Raw genomic sequence first — 17,762 nt, forward strand, 5'->3', positions numbered from 1 at the left:
GGGTTTAGATCCCTCTGTTTTTTTGCGTTATAATGGGTTACAATTACGTTTCAATAATATAGACGTTTGACCGCTCAGGAAAGTTTCATCTTTTTGGAGGAAAACATGAAAATTAAAGAAATTATTGTTGTTGAAGGAAGAGATGATACAACTGCCATAAAACGCGCAGTTGATGCAGATACTATTGAAACGAATGGATCTGCAATAGGAGATTCGGTCATTGAACAGATCCGCCTTGCACAGAAAACGCGGGGAGTCATTATTTTTACAGATCCGGATTTTCCCGGCGAAAAAATACGCAAAACGGTTGCAGAGCAGGTTCCAGGCTGCAAGCATGCGTTTATTACAAAACCTGAGGCAAGGCCTAAAAATGGCAAAGGCATTGGAGTTGAGCATGCTTCCGCAGAAGCAATCCGAAACGCTCTAAAAGAGGTTAAAGAAGAGATGGCGGATACAGATCCGATTATTGATAAAGATGATTTACTAACTGCGGGTTTAATAGGCGGGCCGAAAGCGAAGGCTCGGCGCGAAAAACTCGGGGTGCTTTTGAAAATAGGCTATACAAATGGCAAGCAGCTTGAAAAAAGACTGCATATGTTTCAAATTACAAAACAAACTTTTGCACAAGCTATAGAGGAGATTGTTCGGGAGGAGCAGCAAAATGATTAAAGATATCGCAACACCGGTTCGCACGAAAGCTATATTGGAAAAGTACGGTTTTTCTTTCAAGAAAAGTCTTGGACAAAACTTCTTAATTGATCCTAATGTGCTGAACCGTATTGTAGACCATGCAGATGTAACAGATGAAACAGGAGTTATTGAAATCGGTCCGGGGATCGGAGCTTTGACAGAACAGCTTGCCAAACGGGCGAAAAAAGTTGTTGCATTTGAAATTGATCAGCGCCTCATCCCAATCTTAAAAGATACATTATCTCCTTATGACAATGTAACGGTCATTCATCAGGATATCCTTTTGGCGAATGTAAAAGAGGTTATGGAAGAACAATTTAAGGACTGCCGCGAAGTAATGGTCGTTGCAAACCTCCCATACTATGTAACAACTCCAATTATTATGAAGCTCCTTGAAGATCATTTGCCTTTAAAAGGGATTGTCGTCATGCTTCAAAAAGAAGTAGCTGACCGCATAGCTGCTTCACCTTCTTCAAAAGACTACGGTTCATTGTCTATAGCTGTACAGTACTATACAGACGCTAAGACGGTCATGACGGTGCCCAGAACCGTCTTTATGCCGCAGCCTAATGTGGACTCAGCCATTATCCGTCTGCTTCTGCGTGAGGAAGCAAGAGTTGTGATTAAAGATGAAGACTTTTTCTTCAAAATTGTTCGTGCAAGCTTTGCCCAGCGGAGAAAAACGCTCCTGAACAATCTGACTCATTCCCTACCGGACGGAAAAGAAAAGAAATCGGTTATTGAACAAGTATTAGAAACAGCTGGCATCGATGGAAGGAGAAGAGGAGAAACTCTTTCCATTGAAGAGTTTGCAGTCCTTAGTGATTTATTGATTGAAGAATTTCATGGATGAAAAAGATTGTCCGCAGCTGATATAGCTGCGGTTTTTTTGTGCTGGTTATTTTTAGCGGTGCTTAGCAATCTTAATAGATGGTCAGAACGGCTCGAAATGTCTTACGGAAAAAGGATTGAGTCAGATATTCTCACTGGTAGTTATTTGGAAAAAAGAAAGTATTTTCTCTAAACCGGCAAGTATTTCTCTGGTTCTCGCTAGTAAAAGGGGCATTCCGGCAAGTAAAAACCCTTTTTTAGAAAGTAAATCAGATTCACCGCAGGATTCTATTTGAAACGAAAAGTTTTATTCCGGCTAAATGAAGAGAAAAAGCCTCAATAGAGAATTGAGCCGGATCCTTATCTTCTGCCCGCTCTAACCGGGCGGCTCCGCTTTTCTCATTGTCCAGCTCCATCGCCCAACTCCTCGGCCAGAACGGATCCGTCTGTCGGAGCTAAACAGGCGATTCCGCTTTTCTCATTGTCTAGCTCCGCCTCCTAACCCCTCGGTCAGAACAAATCCGTCAGCAAAGGCAAAAAGCGCCTTCACTGCCGGATTCTTATCTGCCTGTCGGGGCTAAACAGTCGGCTCCGCTTTTCTGATGGGTCACACTTTTTATTCGTTATCATAGGCTAGAAAAGGATTGTTCTTAGCTTAGGGGTCTATAAGAAATAGACATAGAATGGGCATCACCTTAGGACCTAACCAGTCCGCGGTGCTCTTTAAAGATCAGTTCCGGCGAATCGGTCATTTGGAGTGAAGAACATGCAAGTGAAAATAGGAGATATCGTAGCCCGAAAGTCATATCGATGTGATGTCTTGTTTAGGGTGATTGACTTGAAACAAACAGAGGATGGAAAATGGGCTGCCATTTTATACGGAGAAGAAGTACGTCTGATCGCTGATGCACTATGTGATGATTTAGCTGTTATTAGTGACCGGGAACGCAATGAGAGAAAAGTGCATGAAAAGGAAATGCTTGAGCAGTCTCTTTACTTATTAAAGCAGGATTACCGGCTGCTGCAGGAGAAGCGGGAGTATGGTGCAACCGCAAGCTACAGTCACAATGAGGAATTTTTCCATTTGCCGGGAAAAGTGCTGCACTTAGACGGCGATCCGATGTATCTTCAAAAGTGTCTGACTCTCTATGAACGTGTTGGTGTCCCGGTATTTGGCGTACATGTAAAAGAAACAGAAATGGAGGATGTCGTAGCAGATTTAATTGAAGAGTACCGTCCCAATATCCTTGTCATAACGGGTCATGATGCCTATTCAAAGCAAAAAGGGGCGATTAATGATCTAAATGCCTATCGTCATTCAAAGCACTTTGTACAGACAGTGCGAAACGCTAGAAAAGCCGTGCCTCATCTAGATCAGCTGGTTATCTTTGCCGGGGCCTGCCAGTCTCACTTTGAATCCTTAATCAGGGCTGGAGCGAATTTTGCGAGTTCGCCCTCACGAGTAAATATACATGCGCTGGATCCGGTGTATATAGTTGCTAAAATAAGCTTTACTCCTTTTATGGAGAGAATTAATGTCTGGGATGTCCTCCGCAATACTCTAACAAGAGAGAAGGGCCTCGGCGGCATTGAAACCAAAGGCGTCCTCCGAACAGGGATGCCATACCACAGACATGATGAATCAAATTCTTAGGGCCGCTTTCCACTTTGAGACAGCGGTTCTTTTCTTCTGGCTGTATGCTATATGATTTCATTGGATTGTAGATGCAGTTAATATGTAAAAGAAATCATTTCCTTTCTTTACATAAAAAATAGGAATTAGGTTAATCCTAATTTGTAGATAGAACGTGAATTTTGTTGAAAATATTTTGTTGACAACGAACTTTTATCACTGTTATAATTTAAATTTTATTTGACTTAAAATAGGCTATCGTGTATACTGAAATTAGTGAGGTGGATGCAATGGCAAAAACTTTAGTCGATATCAAAAATTCCCTGGATTCTAATCTTGGAAAGCGGCTTACGCTTAAAGCGAACGGCGGCCGCAGAAAAACGATTGAGCGTTCAGGTGTTCTTACAGAAACGTACCCAGCTGTTTTCGTTGTACAACTAGATCAAGATGAAAATGCATTTGAACGTGTATCATACAGTTATGCAGATGTATTAACTGAAACAGTGCAATTAACATTTTTTGAAGATACTTCAGGTTCAGTGGCAGTTGCTGGGCAGTAGACACTAGTTTGCTGCTTTTTTTTATGGTTAAAATCAGGGCATCTTTTTCCTGAGACAGTATTTTTTTATGGATAACACTTACACAAAGCCGCACATACTACTAGTGCCGCTTTTTTTTATGCGGTTAAGTCCTTGAGGATCAGACGTAAATTAAAGGGGTGTTCTGTGATGGGAAGACGTCAGGGAATCATGTCCGATGAATTTAAATACGAACTGGCTAAAGACCTGGGATTTTATGATACAGTCAAAAATGAAGGATGGGGTGCCATTAGATCGCGTGATGCCGGAAACATGGTGAAGAGAGCGATCGAGCTTGCAGAGCAGCACATGGCAAGTCAGAATAAATCATAAAGCGTATTAATAGACGGCAGAAGCCGGGGCGACAAGCTCCGGCTTTTTATCACAATAAAAATTGTTCTTTTTTCCGGCGCTGTTATTTCAAATATTCCATCATTAAGCGGAAATGTCGAAAACTGCGTTATATTCATTCTATTTGTGGTACAATGTGGATAATTTCAGTTCGTTAAAAGTAGGTGAAAATGTTGCGTATATTAGAGAAAGCGCCGGCTAAAATTAATCTTTCGCTCGATGTTCTTCATAAGAGAACAGATGGATTTCATGAAGTGAAAATGATTATGACGACCATCGATCTTGCCGATCGCGTCGAGCTTGTCGAGCTTGCGTCCGATGAGATTAAAATTATCTCTCATAATCGGTTTGTTCCGGATGATCAGCGGAATTTAGCCTATCAGGCTGCTTCATTGTTAAAAAAGAGGTACGGTGTAAAAAAAGGCGTCTCTATAGCCATCACAAAGGTGATACCTGTAGCTGCCGGGCTGGCAGGTGGCAGCAGTGATGCGGCTGCTACTCTCAGAGGGCTGAACCGGTTATGGAAGCTTGGACTCAGCTTAGATGAGCTTGCAGAGCTTGGAGCAGAGATTGGTTCGGATGTTTCATTCTGTGTGTATGGCGGAACTGCACTTGCTACCGGCCGGGGTGAAAAAATTCAGCATATAGATACACCCCCTCATTGCTGGGTCGTGCTTGCAAAGCCGACGATTGGAGTATCCACTGCTGATGTGTACCGTAATTTAAATTTAAATACAGTTGCCCATCCTGATGTAGAAGGAATGATTGAAGGAATCAAGGCGCAGGATTTTGATCAGATTTGCAGCCTCTTAGGAAATGCTCTTGAAGGTGTTACTTTAAAGATGTATCCAGAGGTAGCGAATATTAAAGATCAAATGAAGCGGTTTGGTGCAGATGCTGTCCTTATGAGCGGAAGCGGGCCAACTGTATTTGGTCTTGTCCGCTATGAATCAAGGCTGCATCGTGTGTACAATGGATTAAGGGGTTTTTGCGATCAGGTATTTGCTGTCAGATTGCTTGGGGAACGGAATAGCCTTGATTAAATACGTATATTAAGTTATATTATCTTTAAAATATTCGGATTTTGGAGGTTATTCCATGAAATTTCGTCGCAGTGGAAGGCTTGTTGATATGACTTATTACTTGCTACAACATCCACATGCACTTGTTCCCTTAACTTTTTTCTCTGATCAGTACCAATCAGCCAAGTCTTCAATCAGTGAAGATTTGACGATCATAAAGCAAACCTTTGAACAGAGGGGCATCGGTTCCCTTTTAACCGTGCCGGGCGCTGCCGGAGGAGTTAAATTTATTCCTAAAATCGGGGTAAGTGAAGCAAAAGAAATTATTTCTGAGCTTTGCGCTCATATGGCAAAACCTGAACGCCTGCTGCCTGGGGGTTATTTATATTTAACGGATATACTTGGCAACCCGACGATCGTCAATCAGATTGGCCGTTTATTTGCATCTGTTTTCGCAGACCGGAAAATTGATATTGTCATGACTGTTGCAACAAAAGGAATTCCAGTTGCTTACGCAGTTGCAAATCAGCTGGACGTACCAGTTGTCATTGTGAGAAAAGACAGTAAGGTGACAGAAGGGCCGACTGTCAGCATCAATTATGTCTCAGGGTCATCCAAGAGAATTCAGACAATGGTTTTATCAAAAAGAAGTTTGAAGACAGGTTCAAATGTCCTGATTATTGACGACTTTATGAAAGCCGGCGGAACAATAAATGGAATGGTCAGCATGCTTGAAGAGTTTAATGCAAATCTCGCTGGAATCGGCGTGCTGGTTGAATCAGAAGGTGTAGAAGAACGCCTTGTTGATGAATACATATCTGTTGTGAAATTAACAGATGTAAATGTAAAAGATAAACAAATTGATGTCATGGACGGAAACTTCTTCCGCTTTTTAAACCAAGTAACATTATAAGGAGAGATTATGATGAGAAAAGTTGATACAAAAAAGGCTCCGGCAGCCATTGGACCATATTGTCAGGGAATGATTATTGACCGTTTATTCTTCAGTTCCGGTCAAATTCCGCTGACTGCTGAAGGTGATATGGTAAATGGCTCAATAGAAGAGCAGACACATCAGGTTTTTTCAAATTTAAAAGCTGTCCTTGAAGAAGCGGGTGCCTCTCTGCAGACTGTCGTAAAAGCAACCGTATTTTTAAAAGATATGAATACCTTCGCAGCATTTAACGCTGTGTACGGTGAATACTTCAGCGACCATAAACCTGCCCGTTCATGTGTTGAAGTAGCGAGATTGCCTAAAGATGCAATGGTGGAAATTGAAGTTATTGCTTCTGTTGACTGATCATTTTTTTGCAAGAAGAAAATTGTTTTTATGGGGTCTGCAGGGTGAAAAGTCCAGCATGATCTCTTAAATGAACGTCAAAAACAAGAACACCAATTAAAAATGAGCAAAATCACCTGATTTTTCAAAATATTTTTCCAATCTTGCAGGAAAAAGAAAAATTCCGTTGAATAACTTAACTAAAGTTTTTCATACAGGGAAAAGGTGGTGAACAGAATGGAAGTAACTGACGTAAGATTACGCCGCGTAAACACCGAAGGCCGCATGAGAGCGATTGCATCAATTACGTTGGATCATGAGTTTGTTGTTCATGATATTCGTGTGATTGATGGTAACAATGGCCTTTTTGTAGCAATGCCAAGCAAACGCACTCCAGACGGAGAGTTCCGAGATATCGCACATCCTATTAATTCTGGAACTCGCGGGAAAATTCAAGAGGCCGTATTAGCCGAGTATCATCGTTTAGGTGAACTAGAAGTTGAATTTGAAGAAGCAGGCGCTTCTTGATTATATGAAGCACTTTGAAAGTCGGGTAGGACTTAGTCCTATTCGGCTTTTTTGTTGTTAACAGCCAAAACTAAGTTGCTGTTTAAATAAGAAATGAGCCTTACATATCATGACAATTTTATGAAAAATTATGTACTTTCATATGTTTTCTTGAAATAAGGGTCTATTTGAGATATATTTTTCTATGGATAAAAAGGTATATTGGAGGCCTGAATATGGATAACCGATACGCAGTAATTTTAGCTGCCGGACAAGGCACTAGAATGAAATCAAAGCTTTATAAAGTGCTGCATCCAGTAGGCGGCAAGCCAATGGTTCAGCATGTTGTTGATGAAGTTTCTAAATTAGATTTAAGCAAAATCGTTGCCATAGTAGGTCACGGAGCGGAAAAAGTACAAGATCAGCTTGGTGAAAGTATCCAGTATGCTGTTCAAAGCGAACAGCTCGGAACGGCTCATGCTGTTATGCAGGCAGCAGCTCATTTAGAAGATTTAGAAGGAACGACTATTGTTATCTGCGGAGATACTCCTTTAATAACAGCAGATACAATGGCATCTTTACTTTCTCATCATACAGAAATGAATGCAAAAGCTACAATTCTTACAGCAAAAGCAGATGATCCTGCAGGCTACGGCCGTGTTGTCAGAAATGCTGAAGGCCGCGTTGAAAAAATTGTAGAGCACAAAGATTCAAATGCAAAAGAGCTTTTGATCAAGGAGATCAATACCGGAACGTATTGCTTCGACAACCGTTCTCTTTTCGATGCACTGAAAAAAGTGTCAAATGAAAATTCACAAGGTGAATATTATCTTCCTGATGTGATTGAAATCTTAAAAACGAACAATGAAATCGTTTCTGCATACCAGACGGCATCTTTTGAAGAGACGCTTGGAGTAAATGACAGAGTAGCTCTTGCGCAAGCTGAGCAGTATATGAAAAAGCGGGTAAACGCCTTTCATATGAAAAACGGGGTTTCTATTATTGATCCTGACAACACATACATCTCAAGTGATGCTAAAATTGGACGTGACACTGTGATTTACCCTGGCACTGTCATTTCAGGCAATACCGTTATTGGAGAGGATTCTGTTATTGGACCTCACACTGAAGTGAAAGACTGCACGGTTGGAGATCGTACAACAATCCGCCAGTCTGTTGCACATGACAGTGAAATTGGCCATGATGTAAATATCGGGCCATTTGCGCACATCAGACCTGCATCATCTATTGCTGATGAAGTTAAGATCGGCAATTTTGTCGAAATCAAAAAATCAGCAATGGGCAAAGCGAGCAAAGCTTCTCATTTAAGCTATATCGGCGATGCTGAAGTCGGTGCAGATGTAAACCTTGGCTGCGGATCCATTACGGTCAATTATGACGGCAAGAATAAATTCCTTACTAAAATTGAGGATGGTGCTTTCATAGGCTGCAATTCAAATTTAATAGCACCTGTAACAGTTGGACAAGGAGCATATGTTGCTGCAGGCTCAACAATAACGGATGATGTACCAGGCAAGGCGCTTTCTATTGCGCGTGCAAGACAAGTTAATAAAGATGAGTATATGAAGTAAAGAAAAGCGGTGGCGCGCCTTGTTCGGCGCAGGCATGGCAGATCTGTTCTGACCGTGGAGTTAGGCGCTGCAGGACATTAATGCGCAAGAATAATTACTTCTCAATATTAATAAAACCTAGTGGAGGTCTCCTTTTAATATGTCTAATCGTTATGCAGATTCTAATTTAAAGATTTTTACGCTAAATTCAAATCCGGCTTTAGCTCAAGAGATTGCTGATGAAGTTGGGGTTGATTTAGGTAAATGTTCCGTAACTCGTTTCAGTGATGGGGAAGTTCAAATTAACATTGAAGAAAGTATCCGCGGCTGTGATGTATTCGTGATTCAATCAACGAGTGCTCCGGTTAATGAACACTTGATGGAAGTATTGATCATGGTTGATGCGCTTAAGCGGGCATCTGCAAAGACAATCAATATTGTAATGCCTTACTATGGCTATGCACGCCAAGACCGCAAAGCGCGTGCACGTGAGCCGATTACGGCTAAGCTTGTAGCTAACTTGCTTGAAACAGCAGGCGCTGACCGCGTCATCACTCTTGATCTGCATGCACCGCAAATTCAGGGATTCTTTGACATCTTAATTGACCATCTAATGGGTGTGCCGATTCTTTCAGAGTACTTCCTTGAAAAAGACTTAAAGGACATCGTCATTGTTTCGCCTGACCACGGCGGTGTAACGCGTGCCCGCAAACTTGCAGACCGTTTGAAAGCGCCGATTGCCATCATTGACAAACGCCGTCCTAGACCAAATGTTGCTGAAGTTATGAACATTGTAGGGAATATTGAAGGCAAAACAGCTATTTTAATTGATGATATTATTGATACAGCTGGAACGATTACACTTGCTGCTAACGCATTAGTAGAAAACGGAGCAACAGAAGTTTATGCTTGCTGTACTCACCCTGTTTTATCAGGACCTGCGATTGAGCGTATTGAAAACTCAAATATTAAAGAATTAGTCGTTACAAACTCTATTGCTTTGGGCGAAGAGAAGAAAATTGGCAAGCTGAAACAGCTGTCAGTTGCGCCTCTAATCGGTGAAGCTATTATCCGCGTTCATGAAGAACAATCTGTAAGCACACTTTTTGATTAATGCTCTGCAAGAACACCCTTACGCCCTTTAGGCACAGAGGGTGTTTTTTTGTTTTAAGCAAAGCAGCAATCCAGCAAAGCAGCCTCGGAAAAAACCGCCCTTTTCTAAAGAAAAATGTTTAGACCCTTACGATAATGGGAATTAAATAAGACATAACTTATCGTTAGGAAGGTGTTTTGGACTATGACAACATTAAAAGTGCAAGAACGAACAGAATTTACAAACTCAGCAAGAAGAAAGGTTCGTGAACAGGGACAAGTTCCCGCTGTCATTTATGGTAAGTCAACTGATACAAAATCAATCTCCTTAGATAGCATCGAATTAATTAAAACGCTGCGTGATGAAGGACGCAACGCGATTATAAAACTTGATTTAAATGGAAAGTCCCATTCGGTCATGCTTTATGAAATGCAGACTGACCCTCTAAAAAATGAAATTGTGCATGCTGATTTCCATGTTGTCAATCTTAAAGAAGACGTAGTGGTTGAGGTTCCGGTTACACTGACAGGCGATGCAGCTGGCGTAAAAGACGGCGGAGTGCTTCAGCAGCCTATGTATCAGGCATCAATTACAGCTAAACCTGGTGATATCCCGCAATCCATTGAGGTAGATATTTCAGAGCTTGGTGTAAACGATACTCTGACAATTAAAGATGTGAAGGTTTCTGGGAAGTACACATTCAATCATGAAGAAGATGAAGTGGTAGCTTCTATCCTTCCTCCAAAGCAGGAAGAGGAAATTGACAGCGGCGAGCAGCAGGAATCTGGCGAGCCTGATAATGCTGAAGGCAGAGAGAACGAAGAAGATTCCTCTGAAGATGAAAAACAATCATGATTTGCTGAACGTAGCCATTTAATGGCTGCGTTTTTTATGGTATTGTTTAAATAGAGAAAAAAGATACTAAACTCAGGGTGATGATTTTGATTGGGATAACTCTGCTCCAATCCGCATCATCCTTTTTGAACATAACCCGGGGAAGTATGGCAAGAGGCGCGCAGCCTTAAGCACAGTCATACCACCTCTAGACTAAAGGCAGGTACGAGAATGAAACTTTTCATTGGACTTGGGAATCCAGGGAAGCAATATGAGGATACACGGCACAATGTCGGATTTATGGCGATTGACGAACTTTCAAAGAGATTGAACATTCCTCTTGATCGTTCAAAGTTTAACGGAATCTTTGGAATCGGTCATGTTTCCGGCGAGAAAATCATATTATTAAAACCACTTACATATATGAACCTTTCAGGTGAGTGCATCAGACCTTTAATGGACTATTATGAAATTGAGGATAAAGACATTGCTGTCATTTACGATGATCTTGATTTGCCGGCTGGAAAAGTGCGTATGAGAACAAAAGGCAGTGCAGGCGGACATAATGGAATTAAATCAATGATTCAGCATTTAAACACACAGGAATTTAACCGTGTGCGCATTGGAATCGACCGTCCATCTGGCGGCATGAGCGTTTCAAATTATGTTTTGGGCTCTTTTGGAAAAGAAGAACAGCCGAGCATAAAAGATGCAATCTCATTATCTGCAGATGCGTGTGAAAGCTTTATTAAAGAGCCTTTTTTACAGGTGATGAACAAATATAACTGAAGAGTATAAGCAGACTCCTGAAGGTTCATACTAGATTTAAAAACCTTTTCAGGAGGGGCTTTTAAGTGGCGCTACACTATAAATGCCGTCATTGCGGCGTAGAGGTTGGAACAATTGACAGCGTTTCAGTTTACAGCGAGCAACTGGGGTTTCATCACCTGTCGCAGGAAGAGAGACAAGAAATGATATCATATGAGTCGAATGGCGATATACTTGTAAAAACCATTTGCGAGGATTGTCAGGAAGCATTAGAGCGAAATCCTGATTATCATCAGCTGCAGCGTTTTATTCAATAGGAAAAGCTTTGGTGACGAAAGGAACCAAGGCATTTTTCCGTTAAATCCAGTAATTAGGTTTATGGCCAGGTGCTAGTTTTGGCTTCTGACCATCCATTAATAGAGAGATCGACATCCGCCTTTCTATCACTAACAAAAGGGGAGGTTTTAGCCTTTGCAAAGTTTGCAGCATTACTTTTATGATAATGACGATTTTCAGACAATTATTGAAGGGGTTCAAGGAGGCTTGAAAGAACAGCTCGTAGCAGGCTTATCCGGCTCTGCAAGGTCTGTTTTCACGTCTTCACTCTATCAGCATTCAGATAAACCGATTTTGATGATTACTCATAATTTGTTTCAGGCGCAAAAGATCTATGAAGACCTGGTCAACCTTGTCGGTGATCAGGTTCTGCTGTATCCGGTGAACGAATTAATTGCATCTGAACTTGCTGTAGCAAGTCCCGAGTTAAAAGCACAGAGAATGGAAGTGCTGAATCAACTATCACAAAATAAAAAAAGAATAATCGTTGCTCCGGTCGCAGCACTCAGAAGGTTCTTGCCGCCTAAAAAAGCATGGCTTGAAAATCAGTTTTACTTAAAGCTTGGACAAGATTTGGATCTTGAACAAACAATGGCATCTTTAATTACGATGGGGTATGAAAGAGCCGGTATGGTTTCAGCTCCAGGAGAGTTCAGTTTAAGAGGCGGAATTATGGATATCTATCCTCTTACGGAAGAATATCCAATCCGGATTGAACTGTTTGACACCGAGATTGATTCAATCCGTTCCTTTAACAGTGAGGACCAGCGTTCGATTGCTAAGCTAAAAGAAGTTCATATCGGTCCAGCTGAAGAACTGATTGTGGATCAAAGCAGAATCAATAAATGCATACAGAAGCTTGAAAACGGCTTAGCCTATAGCTTGAAGCGTTTGAAGGATGAAAAGCAAAAAGAAATTCTGGCAGAGAATATAGGGTATGAGCTTGAACAATTAAGGAATGGCCGGTTTAATCAGGAAATGTTTAAATATCTTTCATACTTCTATGAGAAGCCTGCTAGTTTACTAGATTATTTTCATGAGCAGACAATCGTTGTCATGGATGAAGTCAGCAGAATTCAGGAAATGTATGAAAATCTCGAAAAAGAAGAAGCTGACTGGTATACGAGCCTGCTTGAACACGGGAAAATTGTAAATGATGTTCAGATGTCACATAAATATGCAGATGTTCTGACTAAAACAAAACATCCGCTTGTCTATTTATCCTTATTTTTACGTCATGTTCCGCACACAAGTCCTCAGAATATCCTGAATGTATCTTGTAAGCAGATGCAAAATTTCCATGGACAGATGCACGTATTGAAAAGTGAAATTGATAGATGGAAAAAAGCGAAATTCTCGGTTGTTTTCCTTGGGGCAACAGAAGAGAGAGTTAAAAAGCTTGAAGGCGTGCTTGCCGATTATGACATCACCGCAGCTTTTTTGAAAAAAAATGAAGCGCCAAAGCTTGGGAATCTCTATCTTATGGAAGGCGATCTGCAAACTGGATTTGAACTTCCTATGCAGAAGCTTGCTGTAATTACTGAAGAAGAACTCTTTAAAAAGAGAGTGAAAAAGCAGCCAAAAAGCCAAAAGATATCAAATGCAGAGAGAATCAAGAGCTATTCGGAACTGCAAGTCGGAGATCATGTTGTTCATGTAAATCACGGGATTGGTAAATACTTAGGAATTGAAACCCTGGTGATTAACGGCGTTCACAAAGACTATCTGCATATCCGTTATCACGGAAGCGACAAGCTGTATGTACCGGTTGAACAAATTGACCTCATTCAGAAGTATGTCGGTTCAGAAGGAAAAGAACCGAAGATCTACAAGCTTGGCGGCAGTGACTGGAAGCGGGTTAAGAAGAAGGTTGAATCATCTGTTCAGGATATAGCAGATGATTTAATCAAGCTGTATGCTGAGCGGGAAGCTAGTGTAGGCTACGGATTTTCGCCTGATGGTGAAATGCAGCGCGAGTTTGAATCTGTCTTTCCTTATCAGGAAACAGAAGATCAGCTGCGCTCCATTCATGAAATCAAGCTTGATATGGAACGGGAACGTCCTATGGACCGGCTTCTTTGCGGTGATGTGGGCTATGGTAAAACAGAGGTTGCGATCCGTGCTGCATTTAAAGCGGTTGCTGATGGAAAACAGGTTGCACTACTAGTTCCGACGACCATTCTTGCACAACAGCATTTTGAAACAGTCAGAGAGAGGTTTCAGGATTATCCGATTAATATAGGCTTGTTAAGTCGTTTTAAATCAAGAAAAGAAATGAACGAAACGGTAAAAGGCCTGAAAAATGGCACAGTTGATATGGTTATTGGTACACACCGGCTCTTATCTAAAGACGTTACGTACAAAGAGCTTGGCCTCTTGATCATCGATGAAGAGCAGCGCTTTGGTGTTACGCATAAAGAGAAAATTAAACAAATGAAGGCAAATATTGATGTCCTGACTTTAACAGCAACCCCTATACCGCGCACGCTGCATATGTCGATGCTTGGAGTCCGCGATTTGTCTGTTATCGAAACACCGCCTGAGAACCGGTTCCCTGTTCAGACATATGTTGTTGAATATAATGGGGGCTTCGTCCGTGAAGCCATTGAAAGAGAGCTTGCAAGGGGCGGCCAAGTCTACTTTTTATACAACCGCGTTGACGATATTGACCGCAAAGCGGATGAAATTTCTATGCTTGTACCTGATGCACGTGTGACATACGCCCATGGCAAAATGTCAGAGAATGAACTTGAATCTACGATGCTTAATTTTCTTGATGGGCAATTTGATGTGCTTGTCAGTACGACCATCATTGAAACAGGTGTCGATATTCCAAATGTTAATACCCTTATCGTCCATGATGCAGATAAGATGGGCCTATCTCAGCTTTATCAGCTAAGAGGGCGTGTCGGCCGTTCAAGCCGAATTGCGTATGCTTACTTTACGTACCGAAAAGATAAAGTTTTGACTGAAGTGGCAGAAAAGCGTCTGCAGGCAATAAAAGAATTTACTGAGCTTGGTTCTGGCTTTAAAATCGCGATGCGCGATCTTTCTATCCGTGGGGCAGGAAATCTGCTTGGTGCCCAGCAGCATGGATTCATCGATTCTGTTGGTTTCGACCTTTATTCTCAGATGCTGAAGGAAGCAATCGAGGAACGGAGAGAAGACGGGCCGAAAGAAAAGCCGTTCCAAGTGGAAATTGATCTTGAAGTGGATGCATACCTGCCTGAAGAGTACATTTCAGACGGCAGACAGAAAATCGATATCTATAAACGTTTCAGAGCAGTTGCTTCTTTAGCAGATCTAGAAGAACTGCAGGAAGAAATCGTCGACCGATTCGGGGATTATCCGGCAGAGGTAGGTTATCTTCTGCAGATTGCAAAGCTTAAAGTTTTTGCTGTCCAAGAGAAGGTTGATATGATTAAACAGGTTAAAGATGCAGTTGCTCTATACGTCAGTGAAGATGCGAGCAGACTGATTGACGGTCAGAAGCTGTTTGAACTGAGCAATAAGTACGGAAGAGCTGTCGGTCTCGGAATGGATGGTAAAAGACTGAAAATCACCATTCAATTAAAAGGCATCAATACGGATAAATGGCTGAAGATTGCTTCAGAGCTCCTAAATGGATTAGGATCGGTAAAAAAAGAAGAGATTTCAGCAAACTGAGTTTAATACCTGTTGTTTTTGTCTAAGCTGAAAAGAAAATACTGCCTATTCAAGAAAATTCCGCTGTGATTGTGTATATTGCGTGTTTTACTGAAGAATACTATTTCTAAGCAATGATGGTTGTGGCAAAAAAAGGCTCACTTTTAGCTTGCGCCAACAATCATCCTAGTACACAATCATCAAGTGAAAGTGAGGCAGCATTAGATGAAAGCAACTGGTATAGTACGTCGTATTGATGATTTAGGCCGTGTGGTCATACCGAAGGAAATACGCAGGACTCTGCGCATCCGAGAAGGAGATCCGCTTGAAATCTTCGTCGACCGGGACGGAGAAGTAATCTTGAAAAAGTATTCACCAATCAGTGAGCTTGGCGATTTTGCCAAAGAATATGCCGATGCTCTATATGACAGTCTTGGACATCCCGTGCTGATATGTGACCGTGACACATACATAGCAGTTTCAGGCGGCTCCAAAAAGGAATACATGAATAAAAATATTAGCGAACAGGTTGAAAAAGCGATGGAAGAACGAAGCTCTGTGCTGAACACAGAAGGCGGGAATATCCAATTGATAGATGGAACAAGCGAAGAGCTTAAATCCTTCACAGTTGGACCGATTGTTGCTAATGGAGATCCTATCGGTGCTGTTGTGATCTTTTCAAAGGATCAGGCTGTTGGCGAAGTCGAGCATAAAGCAGTAGAAACAGCAGCTGGATTTTTGGCGCGTCAAATGGAACAGTAGTCATTATTCATATGGTTTTATCCAGGCAGCGATTTTTTGCTGCCTTTTCCTGTTTAACAGTATTTATATCGTCTTGAACAATGATGTCTAGCTCCATCGCCCAACTCCTCGGCCAGAACGGATCCGCAAGTATTGGCAAAAAGCGCCTTTTCTGTCGGATCCTTATCTGTCTGTCTGCGCTAAACGGGCGCTTCCGCTTTTCTAGCGGGTTGCAAATTGTGATATAATAGGCACGTTCAGCTTAAAAGTGGAAGGAGAATTGGGCGATGGACGTCCGTTCTGATAGAACAGCAAATCTCTTCCTGCAAGGTGCCTATGTATTGACGCTTGCGGGACTTATCATAAAGATCATGAGCGCTGCTTACAGGGTGCCTTATCAAAATATTGTCGGAGACATCGGATTTTACATATATCAGCAGGTTTATCCTTTTTACGGGATTGCTATTATGCTTGCTACAACCGGATTTCCGGTTATTATTTCTAAATTAATCATTGAATTTGGAGATAAAGAAAACAAATCCTCTCTTTTTTCTATCCTGAGGATTTCCTTTTTGTTCTTACTTTCCGTTTGTGTTTTTTTCTTTTTATGCCTCTATTCAGGCGCAGTGTACATTTCAGAAATTATGGGTGATGCGGAGCTTGCCCCGCTGCTTAAAATTATTTCTTTCTCTTTTCTTTTGCTTCCCTTTATATCAATTGCAAGAGGTTATTTTCAAGGGTTAGATAATATGCTGCCTACCGCTCTCTCCCAAGTAACAGAACAAGGAATCAGAGTTGTGACGATTCTTTTTTTTTCATATATTCTGATTCAAAATGGCTACTCTCTGTATGAAGCTGGAGAAGGGGCGCTGTTCGGCTCTTTAACTGGCGGAATTGCAGCAGCAGCCGTATTATCCATATTTTTAGCCAAGGATAAAAGAAGCGCTCTTTTTTTTCAAACAGGGAAATCCTTCATTCAGACTAAAACTATTTTTAAGTATTTAGTAATCAATACAATGACCATTTGCATCACAAGCTTAATGCTGATTTTTATCCAAATGATCGATGCCATGCAGCTCTATTCGGCGCTCCGCTCTAACGGAATAGAAATGTCAGCAGCCAAGGCCCTAAAAGGGATATATGACAGGGGACAGCCTCTGATCCAGATAGGAACAGTTGTTGCAACATCCTTTTCCTTATCATTAGTTCCGCTTATATCATATGCGAAAAAGAATCATGAAGATGGTGTGATTGCAGATAAAATAACGAGTTCCATGAAAATCTGCACGGTGATTGGAACAGGGGCGGCAGCAGGGCTTATCATGATTATGGAGCCGACTAACATCATGCTGTTCCGGGATGCATCAGGAACGAATGTGCTTGGAATTTTAGGCATATCTGTCTTGTTTACATCCTATGCCCTGACCCTGTCTGCTATCTTGCAGGGTCTAAGCTTTACTTTTTTTCCTGCAGCAGCAGTTGTCATTGGGTGTGCGGTTAAACTCGGTTTAAACATTCTTTTGGTGCCGTCGATGAATACGGAGGGAGCAGCTATTGCAACCGTTGCGGCATATGCAGTGATCGCTCTTTTGAATGCATGGTATTTAAAAAAGAAAGGGTACATGATCATCAGCTGGGTGGATATGCAGAAGACAGCAGCCGCTGCAGGTCTGATGCTTGCGCTGCTTTTTCTGTATATGTCTGTCTTTGATCAATATTGGACTGATCATAACCGAATGGCGGCTGCAGCTGGATCATTATCAGGTGCATTAGCAGGAGCGGTGATCTATCTATTTGCTGTTTTAAAGCTTTCAATTTTTACGAAAAACGAACTCGCTGCCTTTCCGGGCGGAAAGAAACTTGAGAAGTTTTTAAAATAAATG

The 17,762-nt window shown here is 41.6% G+C and carries 18 protein-coding genes; 17 read left to right on the forward strand and 1 reads right to left on the reverse strand.

Features of this window, described 5'->3' with window-relative positions; translation table 11 throughout:
• Positions 1-105: 105 nt before the first annotated feature.
• Together rnmV and rsmA are read left to right on the forward strand one after the other, a co-directional pair.
• Entirely contained in the window at positions 106-669 is a 564-nt protein-coding gene (gene rnmV / locus ABEQ24_RS12520; protein ID WP_309194784.1) for a ribonuclease M5, read from the forward strand.
• Complete coding sequence (gene rsmA, locus ABEQ24_RS12525; protein WP_430007097.1) at positions 662-1,543, forward strand: 16S rRNA (adenine(1518)-N(6)/adenine(1519)-N(6))-dimethyltransferase RsmA; 882 nt, start codon at positions 662-664, stop codon at positions 1,541-1,543. The genes rnmV and rsmA overlap by 8 nt, the downstream gene beginning before the upstream one ends.
• A 253-nt stretch (positions 1,544-1,796) precedes the next feature.
• Here rsmA and ABEQ24_RS12530 read toward each other — a convergent pair whose 3' ends face one another.
• On the reverse strand, positions 1,797-1,937 hold the full coding sequence (locus ABEQ24_RS12530) for a hypothetical protein (protein WP_430007098.1): 141 nt from the start codon (positions 1,935-1,937) through the stop codon (positions 1,797-1,799).
• A gap of 350 nt (positions 1,938-2,287) precedes the next feature.
• Here ABEQ24_RS12530 and yabG point away from each other — a divergent pair, with 350 nt between their 5' ends.
• The 15 genes from yabG (at position 2,288) to ABEQ24_RS12605 (ending at position 17,759) form a co-directional block, all read left to right on the forward strand.
• Positions 2,288-3,175 (forward strand): sporulation peptidase YabG, encoded by an 888-nt coding sequence (yabG, locus tag ABEQ24_RS12535; protein ID WP_430007099.1) that lies wholly within the window; start codon positions 2,288-2,290, stop codon positions 3,173-3,175.
• Positions 3,176-3,444: 269 nt separating this feature from the next.
• On the forward strand, positions 3,445-3,714 hold the full coding sequence (gene veg / locus ABEQ24_RS12540) for a biofilm formation stimulator Veg (protein WP_070877642.1): 270 nt from the start codon (positions 3,445-3,447) through the stop codon (positions 3,712-3,714).
• A 168-nt stretch (positions 3,715-3,882) separates the two neighbouring features.
• Positions 3,883-4,065, forward strand: a complete 183-nt coding sequence (locus tag ABEQ24_RS12545) for a small, acid-soluble spore protein, alpha/beta type (RefSeq protein WP_430007100.1) — start codon at positions 3,883-3,885, stop codon at positions 4,063-4,065.
• A 191-nt stretch (positions 4,066-4,256) separates the two neighbouring features.
• Positions 4,257-5,126, forward strand: coding sequence for a 4-(cytidine 5'-diphospho)-2-C-methyl-D-erythritol kinase (gene ispE / locus ABEQ24_RS12550; RefSeq protein WP_430007129.1), 870 nt, complete (start codon positions 4,257-4,259; stop codon positions 5,124-5,126).
• A gap of 55 nt (positions 5,127-5,181) precedes the next feature.
• Positions 5,182-6,018, forward strand: a complete 837-nt coding sequence (gene purR, locus ABEQ24_RS12555; RefSeq protein WP_430007101.1) for a pur operon repressor — start codon at positions 5,182-5,184, stop codon at positions 6,016-6,018.
• A gap of 9 nt (positions 6,019-6,027) precedes the next feature.
• On the forward strand, positions 6,028-6,405 hold the full coding sequence (locus ABEQ24_RS12560; protein ID WP_430007102.1) for a RidA family protein: 378 nt from the start codon (positions 6,028-6,030) through the stop codon (positions 6,403-6,405).
• A 216-nt stretch (positions 6,406-6,621) separates the two neighbouring features.
• Positions 6,622-6,912, forward strand: a complete 291-nt coding sequence (gene spoVG, locus ABEQ24_RS12565) for a septation regulator SpoVG (RefSeq protein ID WP_070877647.1) — start codon at positions 6,622-6,624, stop codon at positions 6,910-6,912.
• A 215-nt stretch (positions 6,913-7,127) separates the two neighbouring features.
• Entirely contained in the window at positions 7,128-8,483 is a 1,356-nt protein-coding gene (gene glmU, locus ABEQ24_RS12570) for a bifunctional UDP-N-acetylglucosamine diphosphorylase/glucosamine-1-phosphate N-acetyltransferase GlmU (protein ID WP_430007103.1), read from the forward strand.
• 139 nt (positions 8,484-8,622) lie between these two features.
• Positions 8,623-9,576, forward strand: a complete 954-nt coding sequence (locus ABEQ24_RS12575) for a ribose-phosphate diphosphokinase (protein ID WP_430007104.1) — start codon at positions 8,623-8,625, stop codon at positions 9,574-9,576.
• Positions 9,577-9,759: 183 nt separating this feature from the next.
• Complete coding sequence (locus tag ABEQ24_RS12580) at positions 9,760-10,410, forward strand: 50S ribosomal protein L25/general stress protein Ctc (RefSeq protein ID WP_430007105.1); 651 nt, start codon at positions 9,760-9,762, stop codon at positions 10,408-10,410.
• A 210-nt stretch (positions 10,411-10,620) separates the two neighbouring features.
• Positions 10,621-11,178 carry an aminoacyl-tRNA hydrolase gene (gene pth, locus ABEQ24_RS12585; protein ID WP_430007106.1) on the forward strand — a complete coding sequence of 186 codons (558 nt, stop codon included), beginning with the start codon at positions 10,621-10,623 and terminating at the stop codon, positions 11,176-11,178.
• Between the two features lie 65 nt (positions 11,179-11,243).
• Positions 11,244-11,474 (forward strand): anti-sigma-F factor Fin family protein, encoded by a 231-nt coding sequence (locus tag ABEQ24_RS12590; protein ID WP_070877652.1) that lies wholly within the window; start codon positions 11,244-11,246, stop codon positions 11,472-11,474.
• A 154-nt stretch (positions 11,475-11,628) separates the two neighbouring features.
• Positions 11,629-15,159, forward strand: a complete 3,531-nt coding sequence (gene mfd, locus ABEQ24_RS12595) for a transcription-repair coupling factor (protein ID WP_430007107.1) — start codon at positions 11,629-11,631, stop codon at positions 15,157-15,159.
• A gap of 204 nt (positions 15,160-15,363) precedes the next feature.
• On the forward strand, positions 15,364-15,900 hold the full coding sequence (gene spoVT, locus ABEQ24_RS12600; protein ID WP_070877654.1) for a stage V sporulation protein T: 537 nt from the start codon (positions 15,364-15,366) through the stop codon (positions 15,898-15,900).
• Between the two features lie 266 nt (positions 15,901-16,166).
• Positions 16,167-17,759, forward strand: a complete 1,593-nt coding sequence (locus ABEQ24_RS12605; protein WP_430007108.1) for a putative polysaccharide biosynthesis protein — start codon at positions 16,167-16,169, stop codon at positions 17,757-17,759.
• Positions 17,760-17,762 lie beyond the last annotated feature (3 nt).

It is taken from the genome of Metabacillus idriensis, assembly GCF_050483325.1.
GTDB classification, from domain to species: Bacteria; Bacillota; Bacilli; order Bacillales; family Bacillaceae; genus Bacillus_P; species Bacillus_P idriensis_A.

Bases quoted from the DNA above. Each gene is read 5' to 3' on its own strand.
- rnmV (WP_309194784.1), top strand. From the start codon at position 106: ATGAAAATTAAAGAAATTATTGTTGTTGAAGGAAGAGATGATACAACT.
- rsmA (WP_430007097.1), top strand. From the start codon at position 662: ATGATTAAAGATATCGCAACACCGGTTCGCACGAAAGCTATATTGGAA.
- ABEQ24_RS12530 (WP_430007098.1), bottom strand. From the start codon at position 1,937: ATGGAGCTGGACAATGAGAAAAGCGGAGCCGCCCGGTTAGAGCGGGCA.
- yabG (WP_430007099.1), top strand. From the start codon at position 2,288: ATGCAAGTGAAAATAGGAGATATCGTAGCCCGAAAGTCATATCGATGT.
- veg (WP_070877642.1), top strand. From the start codon at position 3,445: ATGGCAAAAACTTTAGTCGATATCAAAAATTCCCTGGATTCTAATCTT.
- ABEQ24_RS12545 (WP_430007100.1), top strand. From the start codon at position 3,883: ATGGGAAGACGTCAGGGAATCATGTCCGATGAATTTAAATACGAACTG.
- purR (WP_430007101.1), top strand. From the start codon at position 5,182: ATGAAATTTCGTCGCAGTGGAAGGCTTGTTGATATGACTTATTACTTG.
- ABEQ24_RS12560 (WP_430007102.1), top strand. From the start codon at position 6,028: ATGATGAGAAAAGTTGATACAAAAAAGGCTCCGGCAGCCATTGGACCA.
- spoVG (WP_070877647.1), top strand. From the start codon at position 6,622: ATGGAAGTAACTGACGTAAGATTACGCCGCGTAAACACCGAAGGCCGC.
- glmU (WP_430007103.1), top strand. From the start codon at position 7,128: ATGGATAACCGATACGCAGTAATTTTAGCTGCCGGACAAGGCACTAGA.
- ABEQ24_RS12575 (WP_430007104.1), top strand. From the start codon at position 8,623: ATGTCTAATCGTTATGCAGATTCTAATTTAAAGATTTTTACGCTAAAT.
- ABEQ24_RS12580 (WP_430007105.1), top strand. From the start codon at position 9,760: ATGACAACATTAAAAGTGCAAGAACGAACAGAATTTACAAACTCAGCA.
- pth (WP_430007106.1), top strand. From the start codon at position 10,621: ATGAAACTTTTCATTGGACTTGGGAATCCAGGGAAGCAATATGAGGAT.
- spoVT (WP_070877654.1), top strand. From the start codon at position 15,364: ATGAAAGCAACTGGTATAGTACGTCGTATTGATGATTTAGGCCGTGTG.
- ABEQ24_RS12605 (WP_430007108.1), top strand. From the start codon at position 16,167: ATGGACGTCCGTTCTGATAGAACAGCAAATCTCTTCCTGCAAGGTGCC.